The organism is Parasphingorhabdus marina DSM 22363 (assembly GCF_900128895.1).
Classification (GTDB): Bacteria; Pseudomonadota; Alphaproteobacteria; order Sphingomonadales; family Sphingomonadaceae; genus Parasphingorhabdus; species Parasphingorhabdus marina.
In genome coordinates, this window is record NZ_FSQW01000002.1 from 701,161 (window position 1) to 728,080 (window position 26,920).

Below are 26,920 nucleotides of genomic sequence, written 5' to 3' on the forward strand. Positions count from 1 at the left end.
CAGATCTGATGGCAGGCAGCTCGGGAATCACCGAAGCAAAAGCAGCCCTCGAATCCGGTCAGCCTGCTCTGATCTGGAGAAAGCGGGTTGCCGATACCGAAACGCCTGTTTCAGCCGCGCTGAAGCTGATGTCCGGCGAACGCGGTGATTTTCTGCTGGAATCGGTTGAGGGTGGAGAAACGCGCGGTCGCCACAGCCTTATCGGCCTGGCGCCAGACCTGGTGTTTCGGGCTGAGGGAACAGAAGCTGCAATAAACTCGAACTGGCTGACCGACAGGTCGGCTTTTTTTGCCCAGGAGCAAGACAGCCTCACCGCCTTGCGCACATTAGTCAATCGCTGTCAGATGGACGTACCGGAAGGCCTCCCCGGAGCTCTGGCCTGCCTGGTCGGCTATTTTGGTTACGAAACCGTAGGGCTGGTCGAGAAACTGCCGCGAGCGCCGCAGTCGGATCTGGAGCTTCCGGACATGCTGTTTGTCCGACCGACGGTGATTATCGTCTTTGACCGGCTAACCGACGAGATGTTCCTCGTGTCACCAGTCTGGCCTGACAATCCCGGATCCGAGGACCAAAAAGTCCAGATGGCGGGCGAACGGCTGGATGAAGTGGAGCGCCAGCTCGACAGCATGATCCCGTCCGCTTCAGCACCTGACATGTCTTCCGTTGATCCGGAAAACCTGCAATTCGACCATGTCTGCCCACCGGACCGCTATCGCGACATGGTTCTGCAGGCCAAAGACTATATTGAGGCCGGAGACATATTTCAGGTAGTGCTGGCCCAGAGATTCACAACATCTTTCACACTGCCGCCCATAGAACTGTATCGGGCTCTGCGGCGGGTAAACCCCTCTCCTTTCCTGTTTTTCCTAGATCTTCCCGGCTTTGCCGTTATCGGTTCCAGTCCGGAAATTCTGGTGCGTTCCCGGGATGGCGAAGTAACCATCCGCCCGATTGCGGGAACCCGGCCGCGGGGCAAAAATGCGGCGGAAGACAAGGCAAACCGGGAAAGCCTGCTGGCAGATCCGAAGGAACGGGCCGAACATCTGATGCTGCTCGATCTCGGGCGGAATGATGTCGGCCGCGTCAGTTCCGCGCACAGCGTCGAAGTCACCGACAGCTACATGGTCGAGTTTTACAGCCATGTCATGCACATCGTGTCCAATGTGGTTGGTCAGCTGCATCCGGAAAAAGATGCCATTGATGCGCTGTTTGCGGGCTTCCCGGCAGGTACTGTCAGTGGCGCTCCAAAAATCCGGGCCTGTGAAATCATCGCCGAACTCGAACCGGAAACCCGCGGGGCCTATGCTGGCGGCGTAGGGTATTTTTCACCCGATGGCAGTATGGACAGCTGCATTGTATTGCGTACGGGCATTGTGAAGGACGGGACCCTGCATGTGCAGGCCGGAGCGGGAATCGTGGCGGACAGCGACCCCGCCTATGAACAGGCCGAATGCGAAGCAAAATCCGGCGCCTTGCTGGCGGCTGCCCGTGAGGCGATCCGGCGAGCACAGGACATCAGTTTCGGCCAGTAGCCGGAGCTACAACTCCTGAAACCTATTCGAGCATTTTCGGGGCTTCTTTCTGAAGCTTTTCCTTGATCTTGTTGGCGAACATGCCAAGCAGCGGCGGCAGATCGAAAATCGCATAAACTTCGTCTTCCCGGACCTGCATTTCGCTGCCGATTTTCTGGCCCATCGCCTCTAGCGTGCAATGCAGCGTATCGCCTTCCCAATGGTGGTCTGTGACCGTCGCACCCGGCACGGATTCACTCAGTGTATGCACGCCATTGCCCATGCGAACCTTGGCATCTGCTACGCCCAGCTTGTGCGGTATGTTTACGGTAACGGGTACGCCCATATTTTCATCTCCCTGACATATTCTCCTAACACAGCGTCTCGTAAGGTCAATTCTCCTTCGAAACACTTGGCGTCGTGCGATTTTCGGACTAGGCACTGGCGTCATGATCCTGGTCATCGACAATTATGACAGCTTTACGTTCAATCTTGTCCACTATCTGATGGAACTGGGTGCTGACGTGCGGGTGGAGCGCAATGATGCCCTGTCCGCCAGTGAGGCGCTGGCAACTGGTGCTGATGCGTTTCTGATTTCACCGGGCCCCTGCACCCCCAATGAGGCGGGTATCTCCCTGGATCTGGTGGCAGCCTGTGCGGACGCGGCAAAACCCTTGCTGGGTGTCTGTCTGGGACATCAGAGCATCGGTCAGCATTTTGGCGGCAAAGTCGTGCGCGGTGGTCTGATGCATGGCAAGACATCACCGGTGACACATGACCGGAGCGGCGTGTTTGCTGGTCTCCCGTCTCCATTTGTGGCCACGCGCTACCATTCGCTTATTGTCGAGAATATGCCGGACTGCCTCGCGGTCAACGCCTCCGCGGATGACGGCTCGATCATGGGATTCCGCCACGAAAGTCTGCCGATCCATGGCGTGCAGTTTCATCCGGAAAGCATCGCCACCGAACATGGCCATGATTTGCTGGCCAATTTCATGAAACTTGCCGGTCTTTCCCCGAAGATGGGCAACCGGCTCGAATCCGTCTGAATTTCCGCAAAGAAAGGCCGCATCGCCGGTACACCGCCACGTCATGACTTTACCTGACCCCAGCCAGCCTCTTTCCCCTGACGACGCGCATGCGGCTTTTGCTGCAATTCTCGATGGACAGTGCGATGCTGACGATATTTCGGCCTTCCTTGTGACGATGGCTGATCGCGGGGAAACCGCGACGGAAATCGCAGTTGCCGCGACCGAGATGCGTAATCGCATGATCACGGTCGAAGCCCCGGAAGGTGCGATCGACGTCTGTGGGACTGGCGGCGACGGCAGCCACAGCCTGAATATCTCTACGGCAACATCGCTTGTCGTGGCGGCTTGCGACGTTCCGCTCGCCAAACACGGCAATCGCGCAGCATCGAGCAAATCCGGAGCAGCGGATACACTGGAAGCGCTGGGTCTGGATCTGGGCAAAGCGGCAACCGGCGGAGAGGAATCCCTGCGCGAAATCGGCATCGCTTTTTTCTTTGCTCCCAATCACCATCCGGCGCTGGGGCCGCTGGCCCCCATTCGCAAGGCGCTGGGACGGCGCACCATCTTCAACCTGCTGGGCCCCCTGTGCAACCCTGCCCGGGTGAAGCGGCAGCTGATCGGTGTGGCCTCGCCGGACCTGATTGACAGATATGCCGAAGCGGCCCTGCGCCTGGGCTACGAGCATGCGATGATCGTCTCCGGCGAGGAAGGACTGGACGAAATCAGCATTTCCGGTCCGAGCCAGATCGCCGAAGTGAAGAATGGCGAGATAGTGAAAAGCCGCATATCTCCCGGAGATGCAGGCCTGACTTCCCACCCTGCTGAAGCGATCAAAGGTGGCGACGCGGCTTTCAACGCGGCTGCCCTGAAACACTTGCTGCAGGGCGAACCTTCGGCCTATCGCGATGCAGTCTTGCTCAACAGCGCCGCCGGCCTCATGGTGGCAGGCGAAGCGGACAGCTGGCAGGAGGGCGTCGAGGAAGCCGCCGAGGCGATCGACAAGGGTCTGGCCAATGCCTTGCTCAATTGCTGGATTGCCAATCAGTAATCCCCCGCCCTATGAAGTCCGGAACATGAACAAGCTGACCGAAATCTGTGACGCCAAACGCGAACATGTTGCCCGCCGCAAGACAGAGGTGACGATGGCGGACCTGCACGAGCAGATTGAACAGCAATCGGACTCACGCGGGTTTGCCAAAGCGCTTGAAACTCGCAGCAAATCGGGATTTGCACTGATCGCAGAGATCAAGAAGGCCAGTCCTTCCAAAGGTCTGATCCGCGAGGATTTTTCTCCGCCCGCTCATGCAAGTGCGTATGAAGCGGGGGGAGCGGCCTGTCTGTCCATACTGACCGATGAACCCTATTTTCAGGGCGCGGATGCGTATCTGGTGGCCGCCCGCGCGGCGACGAGCCTGCCCTGCCTGCGCAAGGACTTCATGGTTGATCCCTGGCAGGTCGTCGAATCCCGGGCACTGGGCGCGGATGCGATATTGATCATCATGGCCGCCCTTGATGATCACCAGGCGCAGGAAATTGAAGATGCCGCAATCGGACTGGGCCTTGATGTGCTGGTCGAGGTCCATGACGAGGACGAGCTGGAGCGCGCGTTGCAGCTGAAATCTCCGCTTTTCGGCATAAACAACCGAAATCTGAAGACATTTGAAACGAGTCTGGAACAGACCGAGCGGTTGTCGCAGCTGGTCCCTGATGACCGGATGATGATTTCGGAAAGCGGGATATTCACCCTTGCCGATTGCGAGCGACTGTCCCAATGCGGCGCGCGCAGTTTCCTGGTCGGTGAGTCGCTGATGCGGCAGGCCGACGTCGAAGCCGCCACCCGGCTGCTTTTGACCGGGCACAGGGAAGCGGCATGAGCAAACTGACGCATACAGACAGCGATGGTACAGCCCATATGGTCGATGTATCCGCCAAATCCGAAACGGTGCGCGAAGCCCGTGCGGCGGGGCGGATATCGATGAATCTGGACACACTGGACGCTATAAAGACCAACATGATGCAGAAAGGCGATGTGCTGGCAACAGCGCGCATTGCCGGGATCATGGCGGCAAAGAAGACGCATGATCTGATACCCCTTTGCCATCCTTTGGCCCTCAGTAAAGTGGCGGTCGAATTTACCTTTCTGGATGACGGAATCGCCGTCGAATCCATGGCCCGTCTGACCGGCAAGACCGGTGTCGAAATGGAAGCGCTCACAGCAGCTTCTGTCGCATTGCTCACAATCTATGACATGTCGAAAGCGATGCAGAAGGACATGGTGATCAGCGATATTCGCCTGCTCTCCAAAACCGGTGGCAAATCCGGAGACTGGAGCGCCTGATGGGCGCACTTCTGCCTTTGGAAGACGCCCAGGAAAGGGTTCTTGCGCTCGGCAAAAAATTGCCCCCGGAAACCCTTCCGGTTCAGGAAGCCCTTGGACGATATCTGGCTGAAGACCTCGCGGCTTTGCGCAATCAGCCTGCGGCCGACATGTCGGCCATGGATGGCTATGCCATTCGCTTTGCAGATCGATCGGGGCCCTGGCAACTGATCGGCGAATGCAAGGCGGGCAGTCCGCCCTGTCGTGCGCTCGAACCTGGTGAAACCGCCCGGATCTTCACCGGGGCCCTGATGCCGGACGGCGCGGATACCGTGGTGATGCAGGAAAATGTCGCGGTCGATGGACAAGAGATCCGGCTGACCACCGACCCCTCCCCCGTCAAGGGCCGGCATGTCCGCCATGCCGGTGGGGATTTCGCGCAAGGCGACCGGGTACTGGAAGCAGGGAGCCGACTGGATGCCCGGGGGCTGGGTCAGGCAGTTATCGCCGGGCACGGCACGGTTCAGGTGGGAAATCGTCCAAAAGTCGCCGTCATTTCCACAGGCGACGAACTCGTCCAACCGGGCGAAGCCACGGACTTGCATCAGATTCCCGCCAGCAATGACGTAATGATATCGGCGATGCTCTCCGATCTGCCGGCTGTCAGCCGCAGTCTGAGCCGGATTCCCGATCAGATGGATGCCATCTGCACCGCGCTGGAAAGCGCGCGGGATTGCGATATCATCGTCACCATCGGCGGCGCTTCGGTGGGCGATCATGATCTGGTTTCTCCGGCCTTTGAAAAACTCGGCGGCAAACTTGATTTCTGGAAAATTGCGATGAAACCCGGCAAGCCGCTCATGGCTGGAAAACTGGGCGAAACAACGGTTCTCGCGCTGCCCGGAAATCCCGGATCGGCCTTTGTCACCGCCACCCTGTTCCTGTTGCCGCTGATCCGCCTCTACGCTGGCGCCCGGGACTGTCTTCCCGTCCAGCAACCGGCGATCACAACCACGGATTTGCCAGCAGTGGAAAAACGCGCCCAGTTCCTTCGGGCGCGCGTCGATCAGGGCGGCATTACCGCCTATGACAGCCAGGACAGCGCCAAGCTCTCCGTACTTGCTGCCGCCAACGCCCTGCTCTGCCGCCCCGCCCACGCGCCAGAGCAACCCGCCGGAAGCATTGTGCCCTATATCGCCATATGAGGGGTCCGGCGGAAATCACTTAACGCTTGACTTGCCTCCTTTTGTTTCATAATTGTTCCTTATTCGTTCTAAAGATAAAGGCACGATCATGCTGACCAACAAACAACATGAACTTCTCTGTTTCATCGATGAAAGGCTGAAGGAAACCGGTGTTTCTCCCTCTTTCGAAGAGATGAAGGACGCTTTGGGCCTCAAGTCCAAATCGGGTATTCACCGCTTGATCAGTGCCCTGGAAGAACGGGACTTCATCCGCCGTCTGCCCAACCGGGCCCGTGCGCTGGAGGTGCTGAAGCTGCCTGAAGGCGGGGTGGTCCAATCGGCACCGGCCAATGTGGTCAACATCCCCGAGGCGCGTCCTGCGGCGTCGACGGCGCGAGAACTACCCATTGCCGCCAACGACATCATCGAAATTCCGCTGCACGGCCGGATTGCGGCCGGCGTTCCGATCGAGGCGATGGAAGGCCAGTCCTCGCTCAGCGTACCGGCAGCACTACTGGGATCGGGTGAGCATTATGCACTGGAAGTGTCCGGAGACTCGATGATCGATGCCGGCATACTGGATGGCGACTATGCCCTGATCCAGCGCACCGAAACCGCACGAAACGGAGAAATCGTCGTTGCTCTTGTCCATGACGAAGAAGCGACACTCAAATATCTGTTTCAGGAATCCGGCAAAGTCCGTCTCGACCCGGCCAACCCGGCCTATGAGCCGCAGGTTTACGGACCGGGCGAGGTGCGGATTCAGGGCAAGATGGCGGGACTTCTGCGTCGCTACAACTGACGTCAGGGCGGCACAAAACGCATCCAGACATGATTGCCTGACCGGCCACGCACGGTTTCCACCTGATCGGACACCAGATCGATGGTCAGCCCTCCGGTGCGGGAGAGCAGCCTTCTGTCGGCCTTGATCCAGCGCGGCTGGCAGCTGCGGGGCAGCCGCCGCTCGCTGACCACGATATCCGCGCGGCGACAGGCGGCGGCCAGGGAAATTTCCGGAATATAGTGCCGGCTCCTGAGCGCTACCAGCGTCCATTCGCGTTGGATTCCACCGACCATCCTGGCGACCAATATGGTGCAACTGTCGGCATTGCACCGGGCACCGGGCCAGTCGTCCATTCGTGCAAACGCTTTGGTGACTCCCGCATTTTCGCGGATCATGTCGGAAATGAATTCGCCGCTGCGCGTCCGCAGCATCACCAGACTGTCCGCGTTCGTCCGCAAGGCGAGATGGCGCCCATCGCCGGTGATGTACAGATCTGCTGGCCGGGCAGTCACCATCATCACGGTACCGATGAGCATGGGCACCAGGCCACCATAGCGCCACTTTTCGCGCCACAGCAGCAACCACAAGCCGCCAGCAATCACCAGCGCAAAGCTCAGCCGCGGCACCGTCGGGAACCAGGTTACCGCTCCGGGGCGGGTCGACACAAAATGGGCGAGGCTGATCAGGCCGGCCAGCGCCTTCTCGCACAGCCACCAGACCGGGCCACCCAGACCAAAAAGATCAAGCAACAAGGCCAGCGCCTCGAGCGGCATGATGACGAAAGTTGTCAGCGGGATCGCCACGATATTGGCCAGCGCGCCATATAATCCGGCCTTGTGAAAATGATAGAGAGCGATAGGCATCAGCGCCAGTTCAACGACCAGGCCTGTACAGAAAAGCGACAGAACAATCCGCCGTATCCGCCGCAGATAGTTCTCCTCGCGCGGAGCCAGCCATCGCTGCATCACCGGGTGTTCGTGCAAGGCAATGATGGCCGTGACCGCCGCAAAGCTCAGCTGGAAACTGGGACCCATCAGTGTTTCGGGCCAGAAAACCAGCACGAACAGGGCGCCGGCAGCAACCATGCGGAGGGTGAAGGCGCTTCGCCCCAGCATGAGCGCAGCCAGGACCAGCAACGCCGCGACGCAGGCCCGGATCGTCGGAACCTGTGCGCCGGTCAGCAAGGTGTAGGATATGGCAGCAATCGCCGCGAAGCCCGCCGCAACCAGCGGCAGACGCCAGCGCAGGGCCAGGATCGGCACCAGAGCCAGCGTCTTGAGCACAACCAGATAGAAAGCCCCCACAACAGCGGTTACATGCAGTCCGCTGATCGACAGGAGATGCGCGAGGCCACTGTTGCGCATGGAGTCCGCATCGGCCTCCGATATGGCTCCGCGATCACCGGTTGCCAGCGTCGCGCCGATGGCTCCGGTCCCGTCCGCCATTCGCGACTGTACATGGCGCGAAAGACGCTGGCGATAATCCGAAATCCAGGCCGGTTGCTCAGCGGGCCGAATGATCTCCACCTTGCCCAATACCTGACCTGTTGCGCCCAGACCCTGAAACCAGGCCCGCTGCGCAAAATTATAGGCGCCAGGCAAGGCAGCCATGGCCGGCGGCATCAATCTCGCCCGAAGCGCGATGATCGCACCCGGCTTCATGGCGGCGTCCGCCTGGTCCAGGGGCAGGTTCACGCGCACTTTGGGCGGCAACCTCGGCGATCCGAGAGGGTTCAGCATCAAACGTATCTGGTTGCGGGAGGGGATTTCCTCATAACCGGTTATTTCCCCGTGGAAGCTGGCGATGGCTGGCCCTTCCAGGACGGGCGCGGCAACCATCAGCGATCGTCCCCAGACCAAAAGGCAACCGGCTGCAATCAGCAGAGCTGCCCAGAGCATGGCCCGGGCTGCGCGATATGTCCGGGCGGGCCTGGCGCAGAAAATGATGATGGCCAGGCAGACCGCGACCAGGGCCAGCCACCAGTAGATGCTGGCGGCGAGGAACCAGGCCGCAACCCCGATCCCCAGCGCAACGGGCACCCATAGCGGCAGCTGGTCCCTCTCCCGCTCCAGCTGTTTTTCCAGGCGCTGAAACACAGATGTGACCGGAATGGATTCTGGCAATTGTCGGCGGCTTATCGCCATGCTAAGGGCGCTGCCAGCTAATCGGGCTCTTGCCGTGCTCCGAAACAGGAAGCCCGGAAACAGGCCGGATTTGTCTGAACTGTCCGAATGAACATCCGTTCGCATCCACTCGAATTATCACAGGAACTTTTCAACCGTGAATGTAAACAGCAGCGCACCGGTCGTCACACGCTTCGCCCCGTCTCCCACCGGTTTTTTGCATATCGGGGGCGCACGCACGGCGATGTTCAACTGGCTTTTTGCCCGGCATCATGGCGGCAAGGCGCTGCTGCGGATCGAGGATACCGACAAGGTCCGGTCCACACAGGAGGCGATTGATGCGATTCTCGAAGGCCTCGACTGGCTCGGGCTCGACTGGGATGACGAGCCGGTATTCCAGTCCCGTCGTGCAGAACGCCACGCCGAGGTTGCAAGGGAATTGCTGGCTTCGGGCAATGCCTATAAATGTTTCGCCACGCCGGAAGAACTGGCAGAAATGCGGGAACAGCAGCGCGCCGAGAAAAAGCCGATGCGCTATGACGGGCGCTGGCGTGATCGCGATCCTTCGGAAGCTCCCGAGGGTGCACCTTTCGCCATCCGCCTGAAGACCGAGCAACAGGGCAAGGTCACCATCGCCGATGCGGTTCAGGGTGATGTGTCTGTCCAAAACAGCGAGATCGATGATTTCATCTTGCTCCGCTCGGATGGCACGCCAACTTACATGCTGGCGGTGGTTGTCGACGATCATGACATGGGTGTCACTCATCTGGTCCGCGGCGATGACCATCTCAACAACGCCTTCCGCCAACTCGCCCTGATCCGGGCAATGGGATGGGCAGAACCGGTCTATGCCCATATTCCGCTCATTCACGGAAATGACGGCGCCAAACTATCCAAAAGGCACGGCGCACTGGGCGTTGAAGCCTATCGGGACATGGGCATCATGTCAGATGCGATGTTCAATTATCTGCTTCGGCTCGGCTGGGGGCACGGCGATGACGAGATTATCTCCCGGGCGCAGGCGATCGAGTGGTTCGACCTGGCCGGAGTTGGTAAGTCTCCCTCCCGTTTTGACGCCAAAAAGCTCCAGAATCTCAACGGACAATATATTCGCGAAGCTGATGATTCGGTTCTGGTTGCGCTCACGCGCCCTCTGATTGGGAAGCTAATGGAACGGGATTTGACCGATGCAGAAGGCGAATTGCTGACCCAGGCCATGCCGGTTTTGAAGAGCCGGGCCAAAAACCTCAATGAGCTCGCCGAAAATAGCGTTTTTCTCTACAAAAAACGGCCACTTGGCCTCGACGAGAAGGCCCAAGCTCTGCTAGATGCTGACGCAAGGCATCTGCTTGAATCGATTCATTCTGCCTTGGCCAAGCTTGACGACTGGACACTCGAGGCCACGGAAGACTGTGTAAAAGCGATAGCAGAAGCTGCCGAACTGGGGTTGGGAAAGCTCGCACAACCTATGCGCGCTGCTCTGACGGGAAGTACCAGTTCACCCGGAATTTTTGACGTTCTTGTGCTTTTGGGCAAGCAGGAGTCGCTGGCACGTCTCGAAGATCAAACAAAATAACCTGAGTCATTCAGGAGCAGAAAGGACAATATTGTGGGCAACAATAGCGCAACATTCGGCCTCAACGGCGACAATCACGAATTCCAGGTCATGCAGGGTAGCGAGGGTCCCGATGTCGTCGATATCCGCAAGCTCTATGCGCAAACCGGCGCATTTACCTACGATCCCGGCTTCACCTCGACTGCGAGCTGCGAATCTGAACTGACCTTTATTGATGGCGGCGAAGGCATTTTGCTCCACCGCGGATACTCCATTGAACAGCTGGCCGAGCACAGTACCTTTATGGAAGTGGCCCATTTGCTGCTCCGCGGCGAATTGCCGAACCAGACGGAATATGAGAATTTCACCAACACCATTACCCGGCACACCATGCTGCATGACCAGTTGCGCGGTTTCTATTCCGGGTTCCGCCGGGACGCCCATCCGATGGCAATCATGTGCGGTGTCGTTGGCGCGCTTTCCGCATTCTATCACGACAGCACCGACATCAACGATCCCCAGCAGCGGATGATCGCCAGCCACCGGCTGATCGCAAAAATGCCGACCATTGCGGCCATGGCCTACAAATATGCCGTTGGTCAGCCCTTCCTCTATCCGGATAACCGCCTGTCCTATACCGGCAACTTCCTGCGCATGACGTTCGGCGTCCCGGCAGAAGACTATGAAGTAGATCCTGTCATTGAAAAAGCCATGGATCGGATCTTCATCCTGCATGCCGATCACGAGCAGAATGCCTCGACGTCAACGGTTCGCCTGGCCGGGTCTTCCGGAGCGAATCCTTTTGCCTGTATCGCTGCCGGCATCGCCTGCCTCTGGGGCCCTGCCCATGGCGGAGCAAACGAAGCCGCGCTCAACATGCTCCACGAAATCGGTCATCCGGATCGCATTCCCGAATATATCGAGCGTGCGAAGGACAAGAATGACCCATTCCGCCTGATGGGCTTTGGTCACCGGGTGTACAAGAATTACGATCCCCGGGCGTCGGTCATGCAGAAAACCGTGCGCGAGGTATTTGCGGCACTGAAGGTCAATGACCCGGTCTTTGACGTGGCGCTGCAGCTCGAGGAAATGGCGCTCAACGATCCTTATTTCATCGAGAAGAAACTGTTCCCGAATGTCGATTTCTATTCCGGCATCATCCTCTCGGCCATCGGCTTCCCGACATCGATGTTCACGGCCCTGTTTGCCCTGGCCCGTACCGTTGGCTGGGTCGCACAGTGGAACGAGATGATTTCCGATCCCGGTCAGCGCATCGGTCGTCCGCGTCAGCTCTATACCGGACCCAAGCACCGCGAATATGTGGCGATCGGTGACCGCTAGATCGCGTTCAACATCTTGCAAATTCAGAAAGGGGAGCGCAGGACGCTCCCTTTTTATTTCTGCCGGGCAGGCAGCGTCAGGGTGAAGGTGGTGCCCTTGCCGACCTGGCTCTCGACGGTGAGACTGCCGTCCATGGCTTCTGCCAGTCGCCGCGAAATGAACAGCCCCAGGCCGCTTCCGCCATCTCCGGAACGGCCCAGTCGCTCAAATTTCTCAAAGATCTTTGCCTGATCTTCCGGCGCAATGCCGTCGCCTTGATCGGTAACCAGTAGGGAGATCGTATCTGCGTCCTGCCGAACCTGCATCTTGATCACCGAACCGTCAGGTGAATAGCGAATGGCATTGCCAACGAGGTTCACGAGGATTTGTAAAACCCGCCGGAATTCGCCCTTTGCAGGTGCTTCCCGTTCTTCGGGCGGAACATCGATACGGATCTGGTGATCGGCAGATTTGACTGCCAGCAGCCCCGCCGTGCGATGGGCCAGATCAACCAGATCGATATCATCGGCCGCGACCGTGAAGTTCGCCTTTTCGATGGCTTCCAGATCCGAAAGATCATCAACAAGCGACAGCAGATGACGTCCCGCTGCGGCGATATCGTTCGCATAGTCCGAATAATTCCCGCGCAATGGCCCGACCAGCTGATTGCTGATCGTTTCCGCATTGGCGATAATCTTGTCGAGCGGTTGGCGCAGAGCCGGGGCCAGTTGCTGGCCGAACAGGGAATCTCCAATCAGTCCTGCCCGGTCCTTTGCACCATCTGCTGCTTCTGCCTCCGTGGCTGCTTCACGTTCCAGCGAGAACTGATATCCCGAAAAGATTCCGCCGCCGTCAATTAACGGCTGTCCACTGAATGCATATTTCTCCGACGCTTGCCCCGTGCGCTGCATCAACTGATTGCGTATCGGTTGCCGCTCTTCAATGGCATCCGCGACACCGGTTCCCTGTCCGCCGGGCAGCGTTTCGAAACACTCCCACAGCATCTGACCGACCATCCCGGCAGCGATCTCGGGTCTCCCCGGCAAAAATATCGACATGATCCGCAGGGAGGCATCTGTCCGCACCGAGCCGCGACCGTTGAGCCGGTCCAGATCACGCTGGCGTTGCAACGAGAACGAGTCCTCCGCTGGCGCTTCACTTTCCTGCCATTCCGTAATCTCGATCCCGACGCTGCCCGGTCCGTTCATTCCGGGAATTCGGGTTTTGACCCACATCTCGATGGTCGACTCTTCATTGGCTGCAACAGCCGAACGGGACAGATTCATCCCCAGTCTTTTGCTCAGACGAACAAGATCGGCCAATTGCGGAATGGCCAGTTGTCCCCCGTCAATGCCCCCGCATTGCCGGTTCAGACGAATTAATGGAGCGTCCGCCGAAAGAAGGCGCCCGTCAGCTCCCAGCTCCGCCCGGACCGGTTCCGCAAGGTTGCCTTTTGCGGTCATCGATCCGTTTGTCCTGAAATCGGGATATCAAGGGCATGTTTGGCAGCCTGATAGGCCGGATCCAGAGTCCAGGACTGCAACAGGTGCCGGGCATCCTGTGCGTCAATCTCCTGATAACTTGCAGCCGTCAGGGATTCTCCGTTACCGTCGAGGGATGCATGAATTGACAAAGCTGACTGCGGTTCGATCCCAAGCGCCTTCAGTGTGACAATGAGACGAGCCATGCGCTCTTCAGCAGTAAAAGTGTACACCTGACCGGCATTCAACCGCGCCATGCTGGCCAGTCTGGCCACGAACAACTCCACACCGTCCAGCAGAGGATGGGGACTCTGTATGGCGGGATCATCGCTGGCATTCAGCAACTGGGCGAGCCGTTCGGCGCATCTTGCTGCAGACTGACCTTCATCATGCTCTGCCAGTATCTTGCGGCTCGCCGCGATAAGCTGACTTTCACCCGATCCGGACAGTTTCGCCAACGCCGCACTGATCGGCCAGATCAGGCCATGGAGAATTTCTGCCGGCAAACTTTCCCGCGTCGCCAGGACGGTATCGGAGGTGGTGCCCTCCCTGCCCTGTGCGACAAGAAATTGCATCGCGGCCTCGGCGATCGGCTTGTTGTCATGATCAAGATACCGCGTCAGAATGCTTTCGAGTTCCGACCGGGAAATTTTCTGGACAAGGCGCGACGACAGCTCGACTTTCTGCGCCTGGATGAAGACATATTTCAGCAGCTGCCGGTTTTCGAGTGCGCCTGCCTGCTCGAGCAGCTGGTAGCTATGAACCCGATCGCTTCCTGCAATTGCTGCCAGGGTTTCATCAGCAGCCTCGAAATGCTCGATTGCAGTCTTGCAGACTTCCTTTTCGACATGGCTGACGACCGATTGCAGAAACTGTCGGCTGAACGACAGCATGCGATCGGAAAAGCGCACGTCTGACCGCGGCGAAAGCGCCGCCGAAAGATCGTCAGCCACGGAAACGCTGGAACGCGCGGCATTTGCTGCACGTTGCAGAAGCTCCCTGCCATATTGCGGCCTGTTCTGAGAATCCCGGTCTGCCATAGCTTTGGCCATAGGTTAATGTGGTTAATATCCTGCTAAGCTCAAGTGGCGCGCGAAGCTGGAAACCACTGATAAATCAGGGTTTTGCAGATTTGGAAATAGCCCAGCCTGCCAAAAATGCCGAACCAAGCGTCAATCCGGCATATATTCCGGAAAATATTTGCCCGAAAACGGCGCCTGCCAGGATGATTATGAGTATCAACGCCAGGTCAGGACGCAGAACATCAAACCGGGGCCATTTCGGCAAAAGCTTCAGCACGACAAGATTCAGCATCAGGGCCAGGATGATGACGGAATTGGGGACCAGGGCATTGGGATCCGAGAGCCTGACCGTCAGGATGAGAAGGACTGCCGGAACCGCGACCAGTCCCAGTCGTCCCAGGTCCGCCCCGCGATGCCGTCCGACAGACATTAATTCCATGGCCTCCAGTTGCTTCATCACGACCTGCCCGGCAATCAGCAGGCACAAGGCCGGAATAGCCCACTCAAACCAGGCCGTAATGGCAGCAAAAAACCCCAGCAATATTGTTGCAATGCCCAGATATTGGCCTGAATTTGGAACAGCTTCGAGTTTGCGGGTCGTCCACATGGCGAGCGGCCAGGTAGCAAATCGCTCGACGAAATTGCGAGGTGTTCCTGACTGGTCGCGCAGCTGGAACGTGACATAATTCTCAATCGCTCCCGCATCATCCAGCGCGAACAACTGACCATTCTCAACATCACTTTCGGAGATCACTTCCCGGTGACATTCCGCCTGCACCGCTGTCCTCAGAAGCGCAGATCCAAAATCCCAGTCATCGGGAATTTCCTGCATTTCCCTGAGCCGCGACGTCTTCAATAGCGCAACGCCAAGCCAGCGATGTTCCAGATCAACACGTTCAAATGCGGCGAACCTGTCGGAATTTTCGGTTACCAGGATCATTTCCGATGGATTGCCCGCCAGAACCCCGGACATGTCTCCCGATGGCAGAATGCCATCCCCGAGGAAAAGCATGTCACCCTCATCACCTGCTATTTCCGCAATATCCTTTCCGTTGCGGACAATCTGTATGTCATCGCCATTTTGCTGCAGCATGTCGACATGCTGCAGCAGGGCGCCAGGCATATTGTCACTGAGCAATAGGATTTTCTCGGCACCGAAGGATTTTGCGAGACGAATTTGATGGTCGACAATCTTGTCATCGAACAGGGAATGCAAACCAATCGGCCCGTTTCCTTCGCTGTTGTTCTGAAGCAGGGAAATCAGTGCCAGTTTCACAAATATGGTCCGCCGAAAGGAATGATCATGCTGATCAGTCCATAGAATGCCCTAATGGCTCATGCAAAGCTTATCGCCTCTCCCAGGCATCCCTATAAGGCGCGGTTCACGATGTGATCTGGTTGTGGAAGGAAGCGGGGGAGACCGCTGCTAGCTGCGATCGGCCTGATCAGTCGCGATCGCGTTCTCAAGCTTCCGCAAAATGACCGGATCACCCGGAGCGGAGCGGGAGGCCTCTTCTGCCAGGGCGATTACATCCGTTGCACCAAAACTGGCAGCAAGCCCCTTGAGCCGCCATGCAGCATAATGCCAGTTGGCATCACAACGGGCGCGGCGCAGCAAATCAACCTGCCGCTCGGCACTTTCCAGAAATGCGCCTCGCAATTCCGCAATCAGCGACTCATCGTCGCCGACGGCCGCCGCGAGGGCCGCATCCAGAGCTCCATAATCAAATGACATGCCCGAGGTTTAGGATGTGGTGGTTAACTTAAGGTTTCTCTCTGTAAAAAATATGGTAAACAGGAACCATGACAGGTGGATCAAAAATCGTGGAAATCCGGGATGATCAGGAGGGCGATCCTCATGATCATGTCGAGTATGAAAACTCTGACGACAAGTCAGCAGCCGAAAAGGATTCCGCAGCGGAAGAATTTTCTGTTGAAAACAAGGATGATGAGACGTCATCTGAAGAAAGCGAATGGTCGCATTATGCCGATGACATAGCGGATGATTCGTCCGGCAAGGGCTATCTCGCTCCGGCATTGCTCGGCATCGCGATAGCGGCATGGACCGGCTTTTTCGCCTGGGCGAATCAGGACATTTTTGTGACTTTGCCGACTCCGAAGGCCGGGATCGAGCTGATTTCCGACTGGTCTTTGCCGATAATATTGTTCGCGCTGACCTACCTCTTGTTCATGCGAAACAGCACACGCGAAGCAAAACGCTTTACCGACGTCTCTTCTTCTCTGCGGTTGGAATCGGAACAATTGCAGACCCGGTTGAAGTCCGTGAACAATGAATTGTCGATGGCGCGGGAATTTCTCGCCGGAGAGACCCGGGAACTCGCCGCGCTTGGCAGCCAGTCCACCGAGAAGCTGACCACAGCAGCTGACAGTATCAAAGCAGTGCTGAGCGACGGTCTGCGCAAAATGACCAAACTGGATGAGGTTGGTGCGGCGGCTTACCAGAATCTGGAGCAGCTGCGCGAGCATCTGCCAGTGGTCATCAATACCGCCAAGGATGTGACCAACCAGATTGGCAATTCTGGTCGCTCTGCCCAGGCCGAGATGGCCCGGATGATCACGACGCTGGAACGTGTCGGTGAAGTGGGCACGAACGCCAAGCAAAGCCTTGACCAGCTTAACGAAAAGTCTGCGGAAGCACTGCAGGGACTGGCGAGTACGGCAGAAGACATTCAGGAAAATTTTGCCCGGCAGCTGCAGGAAACAGAGACCGGATCGAGCAAGATTGCCGGCGATCTCAAGAACTCCGCTGACGAGGTGATCCAGGCGCTTCACAAGGCGCAGGAAGAGCTAGCCAGCGAAACGTCACGGTCATCACAGGCCATTCGTGCGGATATGACAGCGATCGAGGATTCCCTGCGTGCTGTCAGCACGGCAGCGGATGAGGAAGACACCCGGCTCAAGGAACTGGTGGCGGAACTGGACCGCAATGTCCTCGATATATCGGAGAAAGTGGCCCAGCTGGATAATGAGGGCGGCGAGAAAACCGCCAAACTGGCCTTTGCAATGAACGCGTTGCGGCAGAATAATGACAATCTGCAGCAATCCCTCAACAAGGGCTATGGCGTCGCTGATGGCATGATTGAGAAGATCGAGAAGCTGCTCATTGCGCTGGACAGCGGTGCCCGGGAAATGGATGAAACACTGCCGGCGGCCTTTGACCGCATGAATGAAAAATCGGACAAGAGCATCTTCCTGTTCGACCGCATGACCCAGGAAGCCACCAAGATTACCCAGCAAACGGATGCGCTTTCGGCCAAGATCGAACGGGCCGACGGAGCGATTGAGGCGCAGAGCAGCAAGCTGCAGGCACTGCGGGAAGCGGGCAATGAGTCAATGGAAGACGTGCTGGCGAAGATCGACACCATGTCGGCATCGCTGCGGGAAATCCGGGACGAGAATGAATCTCTGGCAGAAAGTGCCGGCGAGAAATTGATCAGCGCCCTGCTCCGCGTCAAGGAAACCGCCAATCAGGCGTCCGAATTCTCCCGCCATGCGCTGGAAAACTCGATCATGGGTTCCACCGACCAGTTTGAAAAGGTCAGCGAAGAGGCGCTGAACCGGATCATTGACGAGAAAATTGCCTCCATTGCGCCGAAACTGGAATCCGCTGTGTCCAGCGCCGTTGCAACGACCCAGTCAACCGCCGGTCACCTCACCGAGCAGCTGACCGCCATTGAGGACATGACGACGAATCTCGAACAACGCATCCTCTTTGCCAAGGAAAAGGCCGAACAGAGCAGCGAAGAGAATTTCACGCGGCGTGTGGCGCTTCTGACAGAGTCCCTCAATTCCACAGCGATCGACATTACCAAGCTGATGTCCAATGAAGTCACGGATACCCAATGGGCCGCCTATCTGAAAGGTGATCGCGGGATATTCTCGCGCCGGGCCGTGCGTTTGCTGGACTCCGGAGAGGTCCGCGAGATTCTGGCAGAATATGAGGGCAATTCCGAATTCCGCGAGCATGTGAACCGCTATATCCATGACTTTGAAGCCATGCTCCGCGGTGTCCTGGCCACGCGCGACGGCAGTGCGATCAGCGTGACCCTACTCTCGTCGGATATCGGCAAGCTCTATGTGGCTCTGGCCCAGGCGATTGAGCGCCTGCGCAGCTAGGGCTTATTGCAACCGCTCACGGCTGTCGAAAAAGTCGATATCATCGATGGTCAGCCATTCGTTGACATAGTTGAAGTAGAACAGGGCAAAGGCCAGCGTCGCCAGAACTGTCGTCCACAATATGACCCGCAGCGGCCGGAAGTTGACCGGTGCACCGTCCGCCTGCCCTTCCACCATCTCGACATTCGCTTCATGATGATTGCGGATCCCGATCGGCAGGATGATAAAGGCCGATATCACCCAGAACAGCACATAGATGGCAATGATGGACGTCCATTCCATTTGATCAGGTCTCCACTACGAGGACTTTGACAACCGGTTTCTTCCCGGTCCATTCCGTCGCCGACCGGCGCACCAATAGCCGCAATTCTTCCGAAAATCGCTCCAGATCTCCGACGGGTTTGACAAATTTGCTCTGTATGTCTTCCCCGATTTCATCGAGAAATTCTTCTTCATCTTGCTCCAGCGGAACACCCGCAAGCCGCAGGACCGGATCTCCGGCCAGTTTGCCATCTCCATCCAGAGCCACAGCGACGGATATCAAACCATTATAGCCGATTTTGCGCCGCTCATTCAGTGTTCTACCGTCGGCCGGGATCATCACATCTCCGTCGAGAACCAGTCGTCCGGTCCGTTCCTGACCGATGACTTCCGGCTTCCCGGGTGCCAGGCGGACAATGTCGCCATTTTGCTGAAACACCGTATGCGCAATGCCATGTGCGCGACCAAAACGCGCCTGCTCCTTCATATGCCGGATTTCCCCATGCACGGGCACCAGGATGTCGGGCCGGATCCAGTCATACATTTTGGCCAGTTCGGGGCGTCCGGGGTGGCCGGACACATGGATATGCTCCTGGCGGTCGGTAATCATCACCACATCTTTGGCCGCAAGCTGATTCTGAATGCGTCCGATTGCAATTTCGTTGCCTGGAATCTGCTTGGACGAGAACAGTACATGATCGCCTGCGGTCAGCTTGATCTTGTGGCTGTCGCCGGCAATCCGCCCGAGCGCGGCCCGGGTCTCGCCTTGCCCGCCGGTCGCCACAATCATCACCTTGTCACGTGGCAGGTTCATCGCTTCCTCGAAATCGACCACCGGCGGAAAGTCTTTCAAATAGCCGGTTTCCCGAGAGTTTTCGATGATCCGGTCCAGCGAACGACCGGCAACACATAATGTCCGGCCCGTCGCCTTTGCCACTTCTCCCAGTGTTTGCAGGCGCGCCGCATTGGAGGCAAATGTGGTGATCAGCACACGGGTGTCGATTTCCTCCACGACGCGCGCAAGATTGCGAAACACATCCCCTTCCGATCCGGAGGGATCATTGTTGAAGACATTGGTCGAATCGCAAATCATCGCGAGGACGCCCTCGTCCCCGACTGCAGTCAATTCTTCCGGCGTGGCGGGAATTCCGAGCAAAGGCTCATCATCCAGTTTCCAGTCGCCGGTATGGAAGATGTTTCCGTGCGGCGTGGAAATCAGGAGGGCATTCCCTTCGGCTATGCTGTGCGCAATCGGCAGATAGCGGAAGCCGAACGGGCCGAGCTCAAAGCTGCCTTCATTGGGAATGATGTTGAGTTCGACATCATGTTCCAGACCCGCCTCTTCGAGCTTGCGCCGGATCAGACCGGCGGTAAATGGCGTGGCATAGAGCGGCACGTCGAGATCCCCGGCCAGATAGGGAATCGCTCCGATATGATCCTCATGCCCGTGAGTCAGCACGATCCCAAGCAGATCGTCACTGCGCTTCTCAATGAATTCCAGATCGGGCAGCACCAGATCGATGCCCGGATAACCCGGATCAGCGAACGTCATGCCGAGATCCACCATGACCCATTTGCCATCGCAGCCATAAAGATTGACGTTCATGCCAATCTCCGCTGACCCGCCCAGAGCCAAGAAAAGAAGTTCACTGTCAGATTTTGTCATGAAGCTTTGGTTGCTCGCTGGTAGAGGATCAGGAGACCCTGGAGTGTCAGATCGGATTCCAGAATGTCAAAGGCATCCGTATGCTGATCAAAAAGAATGGACAGTCCGCCAGTGGCAATCACTTTGGTCGGTCGGCCGATCTGTTGTTTGGTGCGTTCCACCAGCCCTTCGATCATGGCAACATAACCCCAGAAAATGCCGATCAGCATCTGGCTTTCAGTGGTCGTGCCGATCACGCTGGTATCTTCGGGTGCCTCCAGAGCAATTCTGGGCAATTGAGCAGTCTTGCCGACCAGCGCATCGAGAGACAGGTTGATGCCTGGCGCAATCACGCCGCCTTTATAGGCCCCGTCATAGTCGGCGACGTCAAATGTCGTGGCCGTACCAAAATCGATGATGACGATGTCCTGCTTGTATTTCTCGTGCGCGGCAATCACGTTGAGGACGCGGTCAGCGCCCACTGTATCCGGTTGCGCCACATCGAGAGCCACGCCCCAAGCGGCATCGCCACGGCCTGCGACCAGTGGCGTCACGCCGAAATATTTTTCCGACAATACGGAAAGGTTGTGCAGCGCCCGGGGGACCACAGTCCCAATGATCACGGCATCGATATCCGTCAACGCAAGATTTTCCAGTTCCAGCAATTGGCGCAGCCAGACGACATATTCGTCCGCTGTACGCCGGGCATCAGTCGCGATCCGCCAGCGCGCCCGGATCTCGTCACCGTCAAACAGTGCGAACACGACATTCGTATTTCCAGCATCTATCGCCAGCAACATGGGCGGACCTTTCCTTTAACCGATTTCCACATCACCGGCATGTATCTCGATAAGCGTTCCGTCAGGCTTTCTCAAGCGCAGCGCACCTTCGTCACTTAGCCCCGCATAGCTGCCGATTAGCGAATTGCTGCTGTGTTTGTTGATGGTCAGCATTGTCCCTTCGGCATGCGCCCGTTTCCGCCATTCCTGCAATACCGGCAAAAGGCCATCTCGCCGCCATAGGGATAACCATTGGGCAAAAGAGGCAGCGATTTCCTGGAGAAGCGTTTCGGCAGAGAGTTCGGGATCCGCGCCCTCGTCGAGGAGACTCGTCACCTGTCGATCTTGTACTTCCGGCGTCACCGAGACATTGACACCGGTCCCGACAATGACATGGTCCCCGCAGCGCTCGAGCAAGATACCGCAAATCTTGGCTCCACCCACCAGAATATCATTGGGCCATTTCAGTTTGATCGAACCCGGTTCAATATGTGCGGCGATGCCGTCACTAACAGCCAGTGCCGTGACGAAGGACAGGGTTGAAGGAGAAGGATCCGTATCCCGACAATCGACGACTGTACTGCAATAGAGATTGCCCACCGGGCTTTCCCATGCTCGGCCCAGACGCCCTTTGCCACCGGATTGCCGCTCGGCGCGCAGCCACAGGCCTTCCGTGAGCGAAGGATCCTTTTGCTGCACGCGGGATTTCAGATCCGCATTGGTGGACCCGGTTTCTGCGACCGTTTCAATCCGGATGGTCAGAACAGGACCCTGGCCGCAGCCGATGTCACGGGTGCCAGCGCCGGAATGGCCAGATAACCCAGCGGAGAAACAGCGACAGCCATCAGCGCGATCAGCCCGTTCTCGGTCTTGTTGCCGGTTGCTACGATCTCATTGGCAGGCTCATCGAAATAGATGATCTTCACAACCTTGATATAGTAAAACGCGCCAATGACCGAAGCTGCGATGCCAATTACGGCGAGCGGCAACATGCCAGCAGCCACGGCCGCATCAAACACCAGGAACTTACCCCAGAAACCGAACAATGGCGGAATACCGGCCAGAGAGAACATGAACACTGCAAATGCCGCCGCGAGTCCAGGACGGGTTTGTGACAGACCGGCGAGACTGGACAGGCTTTCCAGCGGTTTGCCATCCTTGTCGCGCATCTCCATCACGCAGATGAAGCTGCCGAGCGTCATCAGGACATAGATGACGAGATAGAAAAGCATCGCCGAGACGCCTTGTGCCGTACCGGCTGCGAGGCCGATCAGCAGGAAGCCGACATTGTTGATCGAGCTATAGGCCAGCAGTCGCTTGATGTTCTGCTGTCCGATTGCCGCCACTGCGCCGAGGACAATGGAAGCCAGTGCGACAAAGACGATGATCTGCTGCCAGGTGGATGTCTGACCGCCAAATGCGTCGATGATCACCCGGACGGTCAGTGCAATCGCGGCAACCTTGGGCGCACTGGCAAAGAAAGCCGTAACCGGCGTCGGCGCACCTTCGTAGACATCGGGTGTCCACATGTGGAACGGCACCGCGCTGATTTTGAAGGCCAGGCCGGCGAGAACCAGCACCACACCGATCAGCGGGCCGGTGGACAGATCTCCGGTCAGCGTGTCGCCAATAACCGAGAAGCTGGTCGATCCGGCAAATCCGTAAACCAGCGAGATCCCGAACAGAAGCATGCCGCTGGCCAGCGCGCCGAGCACAAAATACTTCAGCCCCGCTTCTGCCGAACGTTCGTCATTGCGAATGAAACTGGCCAGCACATAGGCCGACAGGCTGTTGAGTTCGAGACCGACATAGAGTGTCAGCATGTCGGCGGCCGACACCATCATCCCCATGCCAATCGCAGCGAAGATGATCAAAACCGGATATTCGGGTCGATATTCACCGCCGGCGTTGAAAAAACGTGGTGCAACCATCAGCGACACAATCGCAGCGAAATAGATCAAAAGCTTCGCAAAACTGCCAAAAGCATCCATGCGGTAGAGACCGCCAAAGGCATCACCGCCAAATTCGTAGGACGGGTTTGTGAGAAACACGAGCGCCATCAACGAAGAACCTGCCAGCGCCAATATGGAAAGCAGCGTCACGATATTTGCCGACTTGACACCACCATAAGCGGCCACCAGCAGAAGCAACAGACTGCTGACCGTCAGAATGATCTCCGGCATCGTGAAAATCAGGGAAATTGTATAATCCATCAGTGCGATTCCCCGTCAGCGCTTGAGAGTTTTTGTTCCGTGACCGCCTCGGCGCTGCCCATTTTCAGATGCGCGTCACCTTCCGGCGCAGCCCGGTCGATACGGGCCACCAGTGTTCCGACATCTCCGCGGATCGGAGCGAGGAAGCTTTCGGGATAGACACCCATCCACATCACCGCCGCCGCGATCGGGGCCAGCAGGGCCATTTCGCGTTTCGACAGGTCCGGCATGGCCTTGACATCTTCATGCACCAGTTCGCCAAAAGCGACCCGGCGATAAAGATAGAGCATGTAGCCGGCGCCGAGAATGATGCCCGTGGTTGCGACCAAAGTGACCCAGCTGTTGACCTTGTACAGGCCGACCAGCGACAGGAATTCACCGACAAAGCCACTGGTTCCGGGCAGTCCGACCGATGCCATGGTGAACAGCATGAACAGCAGCGCATATTTCGGCATGTTGATTGACAGGCCGCCATAGCGGGAGATTTCACGGGTGTGCAGCCGGTCGTAGATCACGCCAACGCACAGGAAGAGCGCGCCAGAGACCAGTCCGTGGCTGAGCATCACAATGATCGCGCCTTCGATACCTTGCCGGTTGAACGCGAACAGCCCCAGCGTCACGATTGCCATATGGGCAACTGAAGAATAAGCGATCAGCTTCTTCATGTCCTGCTGCACCAGCGCCACCAGCGATGTGTAGACAACCGCCACCATTGAAAGGACAAAGATCAGCCAGATGAACTGCTCGGAAGCCTCCGGGAACATCGGGATCGAGAAACGCAAGAAGCCGTAGCCGCCCATTTTCAAGAGCACACCCGCAAGGATAACAGATCCTGCCGTCGGTGCCTGAACATGGGCATCCGGCAGCCAGGTATGGACCGGCCACATCGGCATTTTCACCGCGAAACTGGCGAAGAAGGCCAGCCACAGCCAGGTCTGGGCGGCCGGGTCAAAGTCGTAATTGAGCAATGTCGGGATATCCGAAGTCCCGGCTTCCTGCACCATCCACAGCATTGCAATCAGCATCACAACCGATCCGAGCAGCGTGTAGAGGAAGAATTTGTAGCTCGCATAAATCCGGTTTGCACCGCCCCAAATGCCAATGATCAGATACATCGGGATCAGTCCGGCCTCGAACAGGATGTAGAACAGGAACAGATCCTGCGCCGCAAAGACGCCGATCATCAGCACTTCCATGAACAGGAAGGCGGACATATATTCGCCAACCCGCTCCTGGATCGCTTCCCAGCTGGCACCGATGCAGATCGGCATCAGGAAAACGGTCAGCATGATCAGCATCATCGAAATGCCGTCGATACCCAGCGCCCAGGCGAAATTGCCGAACAGCTCGGCGCGTTCGACATATTGCCATTGCGGACCGCCAATATCGTAATTGATCCACAGCACGACGCCGAGGACAAACAGCGCCAAAGTGGTTGCCAGAGCGAGCAGCCTTGCCGCCTGTGCATTGAGGAACAGGCAGATGATCGCCGCCAGCATCGGCAGGCCCATCATCAGCGACAGGATCGGGAAATCAAGCTGGTTCATGCGCCGGCTCCCCGAACAATAATCCATGTCGCGGCGGCAGCCAGTCCGAGCAGCATGACAAGGGCATAGGTATAGAGGAAACCGCTCTGGAAGCGTTTGGCCACGCCAGAGCCGGTTGCGACGAGGCCGGCCACGCCATTGGGACCAAACCGGTCAATCGTGCCCTCATCACCCCTCTTCCAGAATATCCAGCCAAACCAGAAGGCAGGACGAACAAAGATCAGGTCATAAAGTTCGTCGAAATACCACTTGTTGAAGAAGAACTTGTACAAGGGTTCGAAGGTCGCCGCGAGACGGGCCGGACGGTCCTGCCCCCGGAAGTACATCAGGAAGGCAACGCCCAAGCCGGTCAGCATGGCCACGGTAGAAGCCAGCTTGACCCAGAGTGGCACCTCACGGGCCGCCTCCATCAGACCGACATTAAAGGCAATGCTGTCGCCCCAGAAGGCAGCGCCTTCGACCGCTCCGGTGAAGGGATAGTAGTAGAGGAAACCGGCAAACACCGCGCCAATGGAAAGTAATCCCAGCGGGATCAGCATGCTGGGCGGACTTTCATGCGGATGATAGCCACCGGTTTGGTCTTCGCCCGCCTCTTCCGGTGTCTTGTGGACGCTGTGCTGGATATGCTCCGACTGGATCCAGCGCGGCGTGCCCCAGAAGGTCAGGAACATCAGACGCCAGCTGTAGAAGCTGGTCAGCAGGGCGGCGAGAACACCGATGAAGAAAGCGAACTGGCCGGTTGCCGTACCGCTGGCAAAGGCGCTTTCGATGATCATGTCCTTGGAATAGAAACCGGCAAAGCCAAAGACCCCCAATATGCCCACCCCGGTAATCGCCAGCGTACCGGCCATCATTGCCCAGAAGGTCAGCGGGATCTGTTTTCTGAGGCCGCCATAATAGCGCATGTCCTGCTCGTGATGCATCGCATGAATGACCGAGCCGGCTCCCAGGAACAGCAGTGCCTTGAAGAAGGCATGCGTGAACAGGTGGAACATTGCCGGGCCATAAGCGCCGACGCCGGCAGCAAAGAACATGTAGCCGAGCTGCGAGCAGGTCGAATAGGCGATGACCCGCTTGATATCATTCTGCACAAGGCCAACGGTTGCCGCAAAAATGGCCGTGCAGGCACCGACAATGGTGACCACGGCCAGCGCGACCTCGCTGGTTTCAAACATTGGCGACAGACGGCAGACCATGAAAACACCGGCAGTGACCATGGTGGCCGCGTGGATCAGCGCCGACACGGGTGTCGGACCTTCCATCGCATCTGGGAGCCATGTGTGCAGCCCGAGCTGTGCCGACTTGCCCATCGCCCCGATGAACAAAAGCAGGCAGAGGATGGTCATCGTATCCCAGCGCATGCCGGCAAAGGTGATGGTCGAGCCGGCCATGCCGGGCGCGGCTTCGAGAATTTCGGGAATGGACACCGTACCGAATACCAGGAATGTGCCGAATATGCCCAGCATGAAGCCGAGATCGCCGACCCGGTTGACAACAAATGCCTTGATCGCCGCCGCATTGGCGGTGGGTTTCTTGAACCAGAAACCGATCAGCAGATAGGAAGCCAGCCCCACGCCTTCCCAGCCAAAGAACATCTGCACCAGATTATCCGCCGTGACGAGCATCAGCATGGCGAAGGTGAAGAGCGACAGATAGGCGAAAAACCGCGGTTGATCGGGGTCTTCGTCCATATACCCCCAGCTGTAGAGATGCACGAGCGCCGATACGGTGGTCACCACGACCAGCATGACGGCAGTCAAGGTATCGACCCGCAGCGCCCAGGAGAAATCCAGATCCCCGGATTGGACCCAGGTCAGCACAGGAACGACCTGTTCAACCGCATTACCACTCACGAAGCTGAGGAATATCGGCCAGCTCAGGGCACAGGAGATGAACAGGGCGCCGGTGGTCACCAGTTTCGCCGGCACATTGCCGATGATCCGGTTGCCAAAACCTGCGACAATTGCTGCCAGAAGAGGCAGGAAAACGATAAGCTGGATCGACAAGTCC

23 protein-coding genes are annotated in these 26,920 nt (G+C 57.7%); 10 read left to right on the forward strand and 13 right to left on the reverse strand.

Annotated elements, in window-relative coordinates; translation table 11 throughout:
* Positions 1–8: 8 nt before the first annotated feature.
* A complete protein-coding gene (gene trpE, locus BUQ90_RS13070; protein ID WP_074205607.1) occupies positions 9–1,532 on the forward strand; it encodes an anthranilate synthase component I in 1,524 nt (507 codons plus the stop codon).
* 22 nt (positions 1,533–1,554) lie between these two features.
* On the opposite strand, the gene BUQ90_RS13075 is transcribed toward trpE, so the two are convergent.
* Positions 1,555–1,857: a polyhydroxyalkanoic acid system family protein gene (locus BUQ90_RS13075; RefSeq protein WP_074205608.1), complete on the reverse strand. Its 303-nt coding sequence runs from the start codon at positions 1,855–1,857 to the stop codon at positions 1,555–1,557.
* A gap of 103 nt (positions 1,858–1,960) precedes the next feature.
* Between BUQ90_RS13075 and BUQ90_RS13080 the strand changes: the two genes are divergently transcribed.
* The 6 genes from BUQ90_RS13080 (at position 1,961) to lexA (ending at position 6,845) form a co-directional block, all read left to right on the forward strand.
* Positions 1,961–2,560: an anthranilate synthase component II gene (locus BUQ90_RS13080; protein ID WP_074205609.1), complete on the forward strand. Its 600-nt coding sequence runs from the start codon at positions 1,961–1,963 to the stop codon at positions 2,558–2,560.
* Positions 2,561–2,603: 43 nt separating this feature from the next.
* On the forward strand, positions 2,604–3,590 hold the full coding sequence (gene trpD, locus BUQ90_RS13085; protein WP_074205610.1) for an anthranilate phosphoribosyltransferase: 987 nt from the start codon (positions 2,604–2,606) through the stop codon (positions 3,588–3,590).
* Between the two features lie 25 nt (positions 3,591–3,615).
* Positions 3,616–4,416, forward strand: coding sequence for an indole-3-glycerol phosphate synthase TrpC (trpC, locus tag BUQ90_RS13090; protein ID WP_074205611.1), 801 nt, complete (start codon positions 3,616–3,618; stop codon positions 4,414–4,416).
* A complete protein-coding gene (gene moaC, locus BUQ90_RS13095; protein ID WP_074205612.1) occupies positions 4,413–4,880 on the forward strand; it encodes a cyclic pyranopterin monophosphate synthase MoaC in 468 nt (155 codons plus the stop codon). The genes trpC and moaC overlap by 4 nt, the downstream gene beginning before the upstream one ends.
* A complete protein-coding gene (locus tag BUQ90_RS13100) occupies positions 4,880–6,064 on the forward strand; it encodes a molybdopterin molybdotransferase MoeA (RefSeq protein WP_074205613.1) in 1,185 nt (394 codons plus the stop codon). The genes moaC and BUQ90_RS13100 overlap by 1 nt, the downstream gene beginning before the upstream one ends.
* An 88-nt stretch (positions 6,065–6,152) precedes the next feature.
* The gene (gene lexA / locus BUQ90_RS13105) at positions 6,153–6,845 is read left to right on the forward strand and encodes a transcriptional repressor LexA (RefSeq protein ID WP_074205614.1); all 693 of its coding nucleotides are present in this window, start codon (positions 6,153–6,155) and stop codon (positions 6,843–6,845) included.
* 2 nt (positions 6,846–6,847) lie between these two features.
* Here lexA and BUQ90_RS13110 read toward each other — a convergent pair whose 3' ends face one another.
* Complete coding sequence (locus BUQ90_RS13110; RefSeq protein ID WP_084192799.1) at positions 6,848–8,971, reverse strand: ComEC/Rec2 family competence protein; 2,124 nt, start codon at positions 8,969–8,971, stop codon at positions 6,848–6,850.
* Between the two features lie 136 nt (positions 8,972–9,107).
* Here BUQ90_RS13110 and gltX point away from each other — a divergent pair, with 136 nt between their 5' ends.
* Together gltX and BUQ90_RS13120 are read left to right on the forward strand one after the other, a co-directional pair.
* Complete coding sequence (gene gltX, locus BUQ90_RS13115; protein ID WP_074205615.1) at positions 9,108–10,526, forward strand: glutamate--tRNA ligase; 1,419 nt, start codon at positions 9,108–9,110, stop codon at positions 10,524–10,526.
* A gap of 33 nt (positions 10,527–10,559) precedes the next feature.
* The gene (locus BUQ90_RS13120) at positions 10,560–11,846 is read left to right on the forward strand and encodes a citrate synthase (protein WP_074205616.1); all 1,287 of its coding nucleotides are present in this window, start codon (positions 10,560–10,562) and stop codon (positions 11,844–11,846) included.
* A gap of 53 nt (positions 11,847–11,899) precedes the next feature.
* On the opposite strand, the gene BUQ90_RS13125 is transcribed toward BUQ90_RS13120, so the two are convergent.
* The 4 genes from BUQ90_RS13125 to BUQ90_RS13140 all read right to left on the reverse strand — a co-directional run bounded on the left by BUQ90_RS13125 (position 11,900) and on the right by BUQ90_RS13140 (position 16,063).
* A complete protein-coding gene (locus tag BUQ90_RS13125) occupies positions 11,900–13,288 on the reverse strand; it encodes a sensor histidine kinase (protein WP_074205617.1) in 1,389 nt (462 codons plus the stop codon).
* Positions 13,285–14,346 (reverse strand): DUF2336 domain-containing protein, encoded by a 1,062-nt coding sequence (locus tag BUQ90_RS13130; RefSeq protein WP_074205618.1) that lies wholly within the window; start codon positions 14,344–14,346, stop codon positions 13,285–13,287. Before BUQ90_RS13130 ends, BUQ90_RS13125 begins: the two co-directional genes overlap by 4 nt.
* Positions 14,347–14,422: 76 nt before the next feature.
* Positions 14,423–15,604 carry a hypothetical protein gene (locus tag BUQ90_RS13135; protein ID WP_074205619.1) on the reverse strand — a complete coding sequence of 394 codons (1,182 nt, stop codon included), beginning with the start codon at positions 15,602–15,604 and terminating at the stop codon, positions 14,423–14,425.
* Positions 15,605–15,754: 150 nt separating this feature from the next.
* Positions 15,755–16,063, reverse strand: coding sequence for an Hpt domain-containing protein (locus BUQ90_RS13140; protein ID WP_074205620.1), 309 nt, complete (start codon positions 16,061–16,063; stop codon positions 15,755–15,757).
* A 68-nt stretch (positions 16,064–16,131) separates the two neighbouring features.
* On the opposite strand from BUQ90_RS13140, the gene BUQ90_RS13145 reads away from it, so the two are divergent.
* A complete protein-coding gene (locus BUQ90_RS13145) occupies positions 16,132–18,465 on the forward strand; it encodes a coiled-coil domain-containing protein (protein ID WP_143182866.1) in 2,334 nt (777 codons plus the stop codon).
* Between the two features lie 3 nt (positions 18,466–18,468).
* Here the strand turns inward: BUQ90_RS13145 and BUQ90_RS13150 are convergent, their stop codons facing one another.
* Genes BUQ90_RS13150 through nuoL form a run of 7 tightly spaced genes read right to left on the reverse strand, consistent with a single transcriptional unit; the run spans position 18,469 to position 26,916 of the window.
* Entirely contained in the window at positions 18,469–18,747 is a 279-nt protein-coding gene (locus tag BUQ90_RS13150; RefSeq protein ID WP_074205622.1) for a DUF1467 family protein, read from the reverse strand.
* A 4-nt stretch (positions 18,748–18,751) separates the two neighbouring features.
* A complete protein-coding gene (locus tag BUQ90_RS13155; RefSeq protein WP_074205623.1) occupies positions 18,752–20,392 on the reverse strand; it encodes a ribonuclease J in 1,641 nt (546 codons plus the stop codon).
* A complete protein-coding gene (locus BUQ90_RS13160) occupies positions 20,389–21,171 on the reverse strand; it encodes a type III pantothenate kinase (protein WP_074205624.1) in 783 nt (260 codons plus the stop codon). Before BUQ90_RS13160 ends, BUQ90_RS13155 begins: the two co-directional genes overlap by 4 nt.
* Positions 21,172–21,186: 15 nt before the next feature.
* Positions 21,187–21,936 carry a biotin--[acetyl-CoA-carboxylase] ligase gene (locus BUQ90_RS13165; protein WP_338044548.1) on the reverse strand — a complete coding sequence of 250 codons (750 nt, stop codon included), beginning with the start codon at positions 21,934–21,936 and terminating at the stop codon, positions 21,187–21,189.
* Positions 21,909–23,363, reverse strand: coding sequence for an NADH-quinone oxidoreductase subunit NuoN (gene nuoN / locus BUQ90_RS13170; protein ID WP_074205626.1), 1,455 nt, complete (start codon positions 23,361–23,363; stop codon positions 21,909–21,911). Before nuoN ends, BUQ90_RS13165 begins: the two co-directional genes overlap by 28 nt.
* On the reverse strand, positions 23,363–24,910 hold the full coding sequence (locus BUQ90_RS13175) for an NADH-quinone oxidoreductase subunit M (protein WP_074205627.1): 1,548 nt from the start codon (positions 24,908–24,910) through the stop codon (positions 23,363–23,365). Before BUQ90_RS13175 ends, nuoN begins: the two co-directional genes overlap by 1 nt.
* The gene (gene nuoL, locus BUQ90_RS13180) at positions 24,907–26,916 is read right to left on the reverse strand and encodes an NADH-quinone oxidoreductase subunit L (RefSeq protein ID WP_074205628.1); all 2,010 of its coding nucleotides are present in this window, start codon (positions 26,914–26,916) and stop codon (positions 24,907–24,909) included. The genes BUQ90_RS13175 and nuoL overlap by 4 nt, the downstream gene beginning before the upstream one ends.
* Positions 26,917–26,920: the final 4 nt, after the last annotated feature.